This window comes from Oceanisphaera sp. (assembly GCF_052084945.1).
GTDB lineage: Bacteria > Pseudomonadota > Gammaproteobacteria > Enterobacterales > Aeromonadaceae > Oceanimonas.
In genome coordinates this window covers 1-9,801 of record NZ_JBQDEX010000106.1, presented here as the reverse complement: position 1 = coordinate 9,801, position 9,801 = coordinate 1, and the positions used below count along the sequence as shown (strand labels likewise).

The following is a 9,801-nucleotide window of genomic DNA, read 5'->3' as shown; positions in this document are numbered from 1 at the left end:
CTAGGTATTTTAAGTGAGTCACGGGGTTGATACCTGCAAGGTTATACCAATCTAAGTAAGTATATGGTCAGTTTGTATTAAGTAAAAAACTAAGGGCTATTTTGATCAGTTAGTTTTACAGATTGGTATTAAAAGGCTGCGTCAAGTTAAGAAAAAGCCGTACGCTCTAGGCCATACGTTAAAAACGAAGCTGAGCGTTTTTCGTATGGCGTATTATGTAAAGCTGTTGGTGCTATGGTTTGCTGAGGATTAAGCGAGATTAAGCAGTTGTTGCGACTGAACTTTAGCGGCCTGGCCATAGACGCCAGCAATCACTTGATTTCTTTGCTCCATTTGACCATTGGCATCTTTAGCCGTTGGGGTGTCTGTTGCAATATCAGTGGGTGACTTAATTGCAGAGGTTGATGCTGTGCTCGAAGTCTCTGCATTGGCTGGTGTCGTAGCGGTAGTTGTGGATTTCTCATCAAGCGCGCGGCCTTCTGATTCAGGCTCATTGGCTTGCTGGAGCTCGGCTCTGGCCTCTACTATTAGTTGATCGGCACGAGCGGCGGCATTTTTATCGGCGCTCGAGGGTTCGGCTGGAGCTAACGCTGCGGCCTTAACTTGCTGCATTTTTTCTATGGTGGCGTTAGGGTCACCGGCTATGGGTGACAAATCAACCGAAACTGAGCCTTCAACCACATACTGTTTACCATCAGGGCCGGTTTCATATTCATATCTTGCTGAGCCTGTATGTTGGCCCCCTACACTGGCATGCTGTTGCTCGTGCACCCGCACTTCTTGGTCACGTTGTTGCAGTTGCAGCAGTTCTTCTTGCTGCTCTATAGAGAGCTCTTTACCGGCGGCATTTTTTTGAGCGCCTATCGCAGCTTGCTCTTTGTCATCGCTTGTTTCGTCCGTATTTTCCTCAGTCGCTTGCACCTCAGCTTGCTCGCTGTTTTGCGCTATCTTTTTTGCTGCGCCTTCAGGCTGACCTTGACTCTTGTAAAGCTCAGGTGCGGCTTTTTGTTCAGATGACGTAAAGTTATCTGTGGCCGATTGTCGGCTAGAAGCAGTGTCGGTTTCGGTAATTGGGCTGATCAGCGGACGTTGAGCATTATCTTGCTGTATTTGGCTGGCCGCCATTGGTTGAGCAAGGGGAAACAGTTCTTGATTGGAATGAGGTATCTGCATATTACACCCGAATATCAATCAGCGTGCCGAGCATATCATCCGCTGTTTTTATCGTTTTGACGTTGGCTTGAGCCTGTGACTCGGCTTCTTTAAGTTGAACGAGATTATCGGTCATGGTTTTTTTGCTGGCATCAACAAATTGATCAGGATTAACCTCAGGGCGCGCCTGAGATTCATTCGCCAGTGTATTCACATTAGCTCGGCTAATATTAAGAGACGCGTCTGTCACGCTATCGGCGGCTCTTTGATAGCCTTGCAAACCTGCCGAAAACGGCGATTGAATATTCATAGTACGCCTCCTATATTATTTATAGCCTGATGTTTAATTATTAACCATTAATACCCTAAATGAAAGTGTTGTCCTGTTTTATCTGAGCTTAGCTCGTAAAAAAGACCGCCGTAGCGGTCTTGATATAATGGCTGTTGCACTAATCGTTACTTAGCGGCCAGCTCTACCGTGTCTTGCTTTGCTATATTCTCGAGCTCAGCTTGTTGGCCGCTTGAACGCAAGCCAATAATCACCTGCCATGTTACGGCCAAGGCTCCAACGATAAAGACGATGTCGCCAAAGGTGCGCACCCAGCGTAGGGTTTGTAATAAACCTTGTTGCATAAAGCTTTCGCTGCGGGCATACCACAAGCCTTCGCTGGCACTGGCTACAAACTGAATAACACCCACTGGCAGTAGACTGGTGAACAGCATGAGTATTAAGCCACCATTTAACCACCAAAATGCGGTTTTCATTAAGCTGTCGCTAAACACTAGGTTAGGGCGAATGTAGCGTAGCACTAACAATGTGAAGCCTAGAGCCAAGAAACCGTACACTCCAAATAAGGCGGCATGGGCGTGAGCGGCAGTAGTGTTTAGGCCTTGAATGTAATAGAGCGCAATAGGGGGGTTGATCATAAAGCCTAATACGCCGGCACCTAACATGTTCCAAAAAGCCACTGCCACAAAGAACATTAAAGGCCACTTCATTTTTTCCATCCAAGGAGCACTTTTTCTTAAGCTCCAGTTTTCCCATGCTTCATAGCCCATCACTACTAATGGCACTACTTCTAGGGCACTAAAAGTGGCTCCTACTGCCATTACCGGTGTTGTGGTTCCTGAGAAATACATGTGGTGGAAGGTACCAGGCACCCCACCAATTAAGAACAATGATGCTGAAGCCAAGCTGGCAACAGTGGCCATACGCTTAGAAATCAAACCCATATTGTAAAAAATAAAGGCCAGAGCTACAGCGGCGAACACCTCAAAGAAGCCCTCTACCCATAGGTGGACAATCCACCAGCGCCAGTATTCCATCACAGAGATATGGGTGCGCTCACCGTAGAAGAAACCGGCACCATAAAATAGCCCAATGGCAATCACAGAGCAGGTAAGCAGCAGTAACATATGCTTTTCGCCGGGCTGGCGCAGTGCAGGCACCATGGCGCGTAGCATGAGCACCAGCCACAGTACTAAACCGATAAATTTACCAATCTGCCAAGCTCGACCTAGGTCAACATATTCATATCCTTGGTGACCTAACCAAAAGTTGAGGTTGGCCGGCATAATTTGTGCGATGGCTAAGTAGTTACCCGCAAAGCTACCTACCACTACTGCAACCAGCGCCCAAAATAGGATATCTACCCCCAGTTTTTGGAACTTGGGATCTTTGCCGCCATTAATAATGGGGGCTAAAAATAGGCCTGCTGCTAAAAAGCCAGTGGCAATCCAGAATAAGGCGCTTTGTAAGTGCCAAGTACGCAATAAGCTATAAGGGAACCACTTTGACAATTCGAAGCCGTAAAAATGTTGGCCTTCTACTGTGTAGTGTGCGGTAGCACCGCCCATCATGATCTGGAAGGTGAATAGAGCCACCACTAAAAACAGATATTTGCCTAGCGACTTTTGTGATGGGGTCAGTTTAAAGCTGGTTAAGGGATCTTTTACCGGTGCTTCGGGAGACTTTTCATCTTCTTTGCGTAAGAAGGCCCAAGCCCAGATAAAGCCACCCACACCGGCGACCAGCAATACGATGCTCACTAATGACCATACTACGTTTTCAGCGCTGGGTTTGTTACCAATTAACGGCTCAGGTGGCCAATTGTTGGTGTAAGTGGCCGCGCCGGGTGTGCGCTCAGTGCCGGCAGTCCAAGCAGTCCAAAAGAAGAAGTGGGTTAAGTCGGTACGACGCTCTGCACTGGGCAAAGTATTTTCTTTCATGGCAAAGCTTTTGCGTGAACCACTGTACTCAGGGTCATTACCAAACAAGCTATGATAATACTCGGCGGTTTTTGCCATGGCGGCAGTGCGCAAGTCAGATATAACTAATATCCCAGTGGCATCGTTATAGGTATTCGTGCGGTATTCTTTTTTCAAACGGTGGTTGAGTACCGCTTGCTGATCATCGTTTAGATCAGCAAAATGCAGACCGTATTCTTTTATGCTGGCCAGCTCTAACCAAGCTAACAGCTCTCGGTGTAACCAGTCGGCAGTCCAGTCTGGTGCTTGATAAGCGCCATGGCCATAAACCGAGCCCAGCTGCATTCCCCCCACAGACTGCCATGCGGTTTGACCATCTAAAATCCTCTCTTGGGTGGTGAGTACTGTGCCACTTTCACTGATCACCTGTGCCGGAATAGGTGGGGCTGTGCGATAAACTTCTCGGCCAAAATAGCCAAGTATGGCAAAACTAATGGTAAGAACGACGATTAATATCGTCCAGAGACGGCGGTAGTTAGCCATGGTTCACCTCCTGGTGTGATACGAAAAAAGTAAGAAAATGAGCGTTAAACAAGGTGTTACTCTCCAGATAAAGGTGCTGATAAAATTACGAATAAAGTGTGGTTGGAATCATTTAGTCATAACTTTATTTGCAACTAGCGTGCCATTTTTTAAAGTGTTGATTTTTAAGGCTTTAATAAATTAGTGGTAAATTACACCCTGATCATTTAGGGTTATAAAAACCCGTTTACGGTAAATTTAACCATGATTTATGACAGGCTATTAGCCGATCTCATTGCTGACCTACCTAGTGCCGTTCGGCTCCAGAATTTAGTGCGCACGTTACGAGAGCATTTTGGCGCTGGGGCTGTATGTCTATTGCGTTTAGAAAGTGAGGCGCTGACTCCAGTCGCGGTTGATGGATTAGTGCAAGAAGCGATAGGGCGGCGCTTTATTATTGCTAAGCACCCTAGGTTGTCAGCGATACTGGCTCAGCAAGACACAGTGTCTTTTCCACCGGACTCTATTTTGCCTGATCCTTACGATGGATTATTAGAGTTGAATGTGGGCGAGCCTTTGCATGTACATGATTGTATGGGCATTAGTCTTTATATAGAGGGAAACTTATGGGGTGCTCTGACGCTAGATGCTCCTCAGGTGGGAATTTTTAATGAAGAGGCCAAAGATTATTTACAGCGCTTAGCATTGCCGGTGGTGGCTGCCATTAGAATGACGCAGTTAGAGCAAGATGTGCGCAGTTTGCGGCTCGTTCGCCAAGATATGCCAGAAGAGAGCGCCAAGTGGCATCAAAGAGGAATTTTAGGTCAAAGTACGCGGTTAAATACATTATTAAAAGAGTTAGATGTAGTTGCGGACTCTGACTTACCTGTGTTGTTAATGGGAGAAACTGGGGTGGGTAAAGACTTATTTGCCCATCGTCTGCATCAGCAATCACGCCGTCGTCAACAGCCATTGGTGCAAGTTAACTGTGCGGCTTTGCCTGAGTCTTTGGCAGAAAGTGAATTATTTGGTCACATTAAAGGGGCATTTTCAGGGGCGCATCAGGCTCGAGCGGGGCGCTTTGAAGCCGCCGATGGTGGCACCTTATTTTTAGATGAGGTGGGTGAGCTTCCGTTCAGTATTCAAGCTAAGTTATTGCGCACCTTACAAAATGGTGAAATACAGCGTTTGGGTGAAGATGCACCACGTAAAGTGAATGTGCGCATTATTGCCGCCACTAATCGCCTATTACACGACAGTGTGCGTGAGGGTCATTTTAGAGCCGATTTATACCATAGATTATCTGTTTATCCGGTGCCCATTCCTGCCTTACGCGAACGAGGGCGAGATGTATTAGTGCTAGCTGGGCATTTTTTAGAGCTTAATAGAACCCGGCTCGGTGTGCGCAGTTTACGATTGTCGCCAGCCTCTGAGGCGGCATTATGCCATTACTCTTGGCCGGGAAATGTACGGGAATTAGAGCATGTGATCAGTCGGGCTGCCATTAAAGCCATTAGCCAAGGGGCGGTGCGCGAAGACATTATTACCCTAGAGCCGGCCTTGCTTGATTTATCTGCGGGGTTAGTGGATATGTGCGCCATGGAGGGGGAGCCATCAGGTCAGTATCAGGTATCAAATGATAACGCATCGGCTGTGGCTCATGATGTAGTCATTAGTAATAAGGAGCCCATCAGCTTGCAACAAGCGACAAGTCAAGCCCAATGTCAGGCGATTGAACACGCTCTGACTCACAGCAAAGGTAATTGGGCTAAAGCGGCTCGGGTGTTAGACGTAGATGCGAGCAACTTACATAAGCTCGCTAAACGATTAGGCATGAAAGAATAAAAGTGATAGCGGTAAGCTGTAAGCGATAAACAAAGCCCACCCAGCACCCATACCGTCGATTTTTATGCCGTTTACAGGGCATTTATCTTAGGCAAAGAGCAATAGGTAGGCTTTAGCTTAGTGCTGGTAGCTGTACTTTAAACTACTAACACTGGACATTTGGCGGCGCTGGTCACGCGGTGTGACACGCTGCCCAGCAGCATGCCGTCTTTGTCACTGTGCGTACCGCGAGTACCTATGATAATTAAATCAGCTTCTTTTTCGCGGGCAAAACGCACAATAACCCTTGAAGGGCGGCCACTTTTTACAAAGCCACGTACCTGAATAGCACCAACAGACAGTGCATGGTCTTTAGCGTGCGTGACCACTTCTTTAGCATAGTCAGATAGCACCTTATCTGGAATATCCATATCTACAGGTCGGCCTATAGATAAACTAGCTTCAAATAAACTATGGTGCTTATACACGCAAATCAAAAAGATCTCAGCGTGTGGTATCAAACCTTGTAACTGCACAGCTTTTTCTACGGCCTTTAATGATAAAGCAGATCCATCAACAGCCACCACTATTTTATTAAACACGCAGAACTCCTTTAGTTAGCAGTACGTATCAAGCTATTCAAGGGGGCGACTTTTTTCGACCCCAATCCCTTATCGCGCTATGTTGTTGCCGTACTAATCTGGGAATGCTACATCACGTAAGAACAGGGCGATTTGTGGAAAAGCGATAATGAGTGCCGCTGCCATTATTAACATGAAAATAAAAGGGGGCGTACCGCGAATAACATCCATATAAGGGCGCTTGAAAATCGCGATGGCAGTGAATATATCACAGCCAAAGGGTGGCGTTGCCGAGCCGATAGCCACTTGTAGCGTGATGAGTACCCCCACTAATACTGGGTCTAAACCCGTGGCGGCAATAGCCGGCGCAAATATCGGTGTTAGTACCAAAATCACCACTATAGGGTCAACAAACATACAAGCGATAAAGAAAGCGACACAAATGGCGATCAGCACCCCGACGGGGCCAGCTTCGTTAACGCCAACCGATTCTAAAATGGCTTGCGGTACTTGGGCAAATGACAATACCCAAGAAAAACCATTACCCACCGCGACTAAAATAAATACCACCGCTGTGATAAGCCCCGTTGATTTAGCAATTTTATAAATCTCAGGTAACTTGAGTGAGCGAAACACCAAGAACTCTAATAAAAAGGCATATAACACACATACGGCTGCGGCTTCGGTGGGGCTAAAAATACCGCCATAAATACCACCAACAATAATAACGGGAAAAAATAGCGGCCATAATGCCCTGCGTGCAGCTACGCCACGTTCAGACCAGCTGGCTTTGGGTTCGGTAGGCACCTTATTTTTATGAGCATAATATAAACAGTAACACGAGAACATGACCAGGATCAGTAAGCCCGGGCCAACCCCTGCAATAAAAAGCTCAGCAATAGAGGTCTTAGAAATCACCCCATAAATAATCATACCGATGCTTGGGGGAATCAAAAAGGCAATGTCACTGGCGTTGATAATCAATGCCAAGGTAAAGGAATCGGAGTAACCGGCCTTAAGCATTTTAGGGCGCAGCGGTGACCCTACGGCAACCACAGTAGCTTGCGTTGAACCAGACACAGCGCCAAACAATGTACAAGAGGTGGCGGTACTAATGGCTAGTCCGCCTTTAATATGACCAATAAAGGCCATAACCATGTTGATTAAGCGGTCAGCTGATTGACCTCGCGTCATAATATCAGCGGCTAAAATAAACATGGGTACCGCAATTAAAGAGGCGGGACGAATGCCTGCCATCATTTGTTGCACAAAGGTACCCATTTGGCCAAAGCCATCAAAAATCATTACAAAGCCAACCACTGAGGCGGTGATCAGCGGTATCATCATAGGAAAGCCTAATAACAGCAGGACAATCATGATGGCCATTAATATAGTTGCCATGGTTTATGCCTTTTTTATGGTGATTAATACCAGGTTACACTTCGGTTTCGGTATCGGCGTAGCCGTCTACCACACCGGTAGATAAATACACATCGGGGCTGGTGATATTTTTAACTGCGGTCAGTAAATATTGAATACCGGTAACGGCAAAGCCGATGGGAGCCCATACGTAAATCCACCAAATTTTAAATCCCAGTGCCGGTAATATACGTCCGCGACTATACAATGTTTCTATATATTCATAAGAATGGTAGGCAAGAAAAAACATGACAGAGGCTGTAAATAAAGCAATGAGTATCATTAATAGTTTTCTTAATTTTGCCGGCAGTGAGTCGTATAGCGCAGACATGCGAATATGCCGACCATGGCGAGCGGCATAGCCTATACCCGCAAAAGTAATAAAAATAATTAAGATCCGGTTAATTTCACCAGAGAAAAAGAAGCCTTCACCAAAAATAAATCGGGCAATCACGTTAGCACAGGTATTAAGTGCCATCAGTAATACGCCAGCGGCCAACATGACAGATTCACCACGAGCAATCCACTCATCAATGACCCCTAATATGCCGGGTAAACCTGATGTATAGGTTGGGATATCGTCTTCTAACTCAGGGATAGGCTCAGACATAGTTCTACTCCAATATCGTGATAAGCCAACAAGCTAGGGCGTCAAAACTGCACTAGTAGGTAGGGTTAAATAGCAAATTCAGCTATAAAAATAGCTCCCACCTTAGTGCTAAAATTTGCAATAGAATAGGAGCTATTATAAAGCCCTACCCAGTGGGCAGGGCGAGGTTAGATATAAATAATTACAAGTCTTTTAAGTCTTGCTTAAACTGTTCTAACAATGCCTTGCCACTCTCACCGGCCATATCAACAAACTTATCTTCAACTTGTGGTGAGCGCTCTTTAAAGGCTGCGATTTGTTCTTCATTCAAACGCGTGACTGTTACCTTGTCACTGCTATCGGTAATTTTCTTGAGCGAGCTATCTGCTAAGCCATCGATATGGTCTAAGATTTCTTCAAAGGCATAATCTGCTGCCTTTTTAACCAATGTTTGATCTTCGCTAGATAAATCATTGTAGAAATCTTGGTTAGCCATCATAGCGGTGGTAAACCAGCCGTGGCCAGTAAAGAGTAGGTTAGGAGATACTTCATACAACTTACCTGACTCAATCCAGAAAATCGGGTTTTCGTGACCCTGGATCATGTTGGTTTGCAGTGCACCATATACTTCACCCCAAGGCAGGGGCGTAGGGGTTGCACCAAATGCCGAGTAAGTTTCTGATAAAAGTGGATTGGTCATTACCCGAATTTTCTTGTTATTTAACTCTTTTGGGGTGGTGGCTACTTCATCAAGTGTGACGACCATTTCACCTTCTGGATACATCTTTAACAGGGTAAGATCTTTGTCTGCATACAGTTTAGGGAAGTCTTCGTTAATGGCCTTACTTTCACGGAAGAACTTTACTACCGAGTTCATATCCGTAGGCATTAAGTAAGGAATAAAAAAGATTTGTGCTTCAGGAATAAGAGCACCAGTAAAACCTGGGGACTGGTTAACAAAGTTAAGAATACCGGCCTGAGTTTGCTCCATAATATCGTCAGATTCACCCAGCTCGCCAAAGCGATATACTTTTAAAGTGTGGTCTGAGTTATCTTCGATATATTCTTTAAATTTGTAAGCGTAAACGTCTTGTACGTCGCCTGCATACTCCTCGTGGGCATAACGCCAGTTGTCCGCATAGGCCGAGCAGGTGAATAATGCCAGCGCAGATAGTCCAGTGAGCTGTTTTAAAGTACGCTTTAAGCTGTGTTGCTTGTTCATTAAGCACTCTCCATGGTGTCGATCAATTGATTCGAGTTCTAACATCCTACAGGTAATAATAGACTGGCAAAAGAAGTAGCAAGGCGCAAGGGTTTAACACGAATAAGTGTATTTTGTTGATATAAGTCGAGTTTTGTTAAATAAATGGGTGGATTTTTATGCGTTTATTCCCAGTGATGTTTGAAATACCATCAGCTAGAGCTGCTACTAGATGAGCAACAAAGAATAATCGTTAAGCTTGCGTTTGGCATAGTCATTTCATCACTAATGATTATGTGGGGGAC

General features: G+C 45.6%; 8 protein-coding genes. 1 reads left to right on the top strand and 7 read right to left on the bottom strand.

Features of this window, described 5'->3' with window-relative positions; genetic code table 11:
* Nucleotides 1-249: 249 nt before the first annotated feature.
* The 3 genes from ACTHY5_RS09720 to ACTHY5_RS09710 form a co-directional block, all read right to left on the bottom strand.
* Entirely contained in the window at nucleotides 250-1,173 is a 924-nt protein-coding gene (locus tag ACTHY5_RS09720) for a putative metalloprotease CJM1_0395 family protein (RefSeq protein ID WP_441879132.1), read from the bottom strand.
* A gap of 1 nt (nucleotide 1,174) precedes the next feature.
* Entirely contained in the window at nucleotides 1,175-1,462 is a 288-nt protein-coding gene (locus tag ACTHY5_RS09715; protein WP_441879130.1) for a flagellar biosynthesis protein FlgE, read from the bottom strand.
* Between the two features lie 146 nt (nucleotides 1,463-1,608).
* Nucleotides 1,609-3,903: a nitric-oxide reductase large subunit gene (locus tag ACTHY5_RS09710; RefSeq protein WP_441879128.1), complete on the bottom strand. Its 2,295-nt coding sequence runs from the start codon at nucleotides 3,901-3,903 to the stop codon at nucleotides 1,609-1,611.
* A 243-nt stretch (nucleotides 3,904-4,146) separates the two neighbouring features.
* On the opposite strand from ACTHY5_RS09710, the gene norR reads away from it, so the two are divergent.
* A complete protein-coding gene (gene norR / locus ACTHY5_RS09705) occupies nucleotides 4,147-5,727 on the top strand; it encodes a nitric oxide reductase transcriptional regulator NorR (protein ID WP_441879126.1) in 1,581 nt (526 codons plus the stop codon).
* 137 nt (nucleotides 5,728-5,864) lie between these two features.
* Here norR and ACTHY5_RS09700 read toward each other — a convergent pair whose 3' ends face one another.
* The 4 genes from ACTHY5_RS09700 to ACTHY5_RS09685 all read right to left on the bottom strand — a co-directional run bounded on the left by ACTHY5_RS09700 (nucleotide 5,865) and on the right by ACTHY5_RS09685 (nucleotide 9,517).
* The gene (locus ACTHY5_RS09700; protein ID WP_441879124.1) at nucleotides 5,865-6,308 is read right to left on the bottom strand and encodes a universal stress protein; all 444 of its coding nucleotides are present in this window, start codon (nucleotides 6,306-6,308) and stop codon (nucleotides 5,865-5,867) included.
* A 93-nt stretch (nucleotides 6,309-6,401) separates the two neighbouring features.
* Nucleotides 6,402-7,688 (bottom strand): TRAP transporter large permease, encoded by a 1,287-nt coding sequence (locus ACTHY5_RS09695; protein ID WP_441879122.1) that lies wholly within the window; start codon nucleotides 7,686-7,688, stop codon nucleotides 6,402-6,404.
* A 34-nt stretch (nucleotides 7,689-7,722) separates the two neighbouring features.
* On the bottom strand, nucleotides 7,723-8,316 hold the full coding sequence (locus ACTHY5_RS09690) for a TRAP transporter small permease (protein ID WP_441879120.1): 594 nt from the start codon (nucleotides 8,314-8,316) through the stop codon (nucleotides 7,723-7,725).
* A gap of 181 nt (nucleotides 8,317-8,497) precedes the next feature.
* Nucleotides 8,498-9,517: a TRAP transporter substrate-binding protein gene (locus ACTHY5_RS09685; protein WP_441879118.1), complete on the bottom strand. Its 1,020-nt coding sequence runs from the start codon at nucleotides 9,515-9,517 to the stop codon at nucleotides 8,498-8,500.
* Nucleotides 9,518-9,801 lie beyond the last annotated feature (284 nt).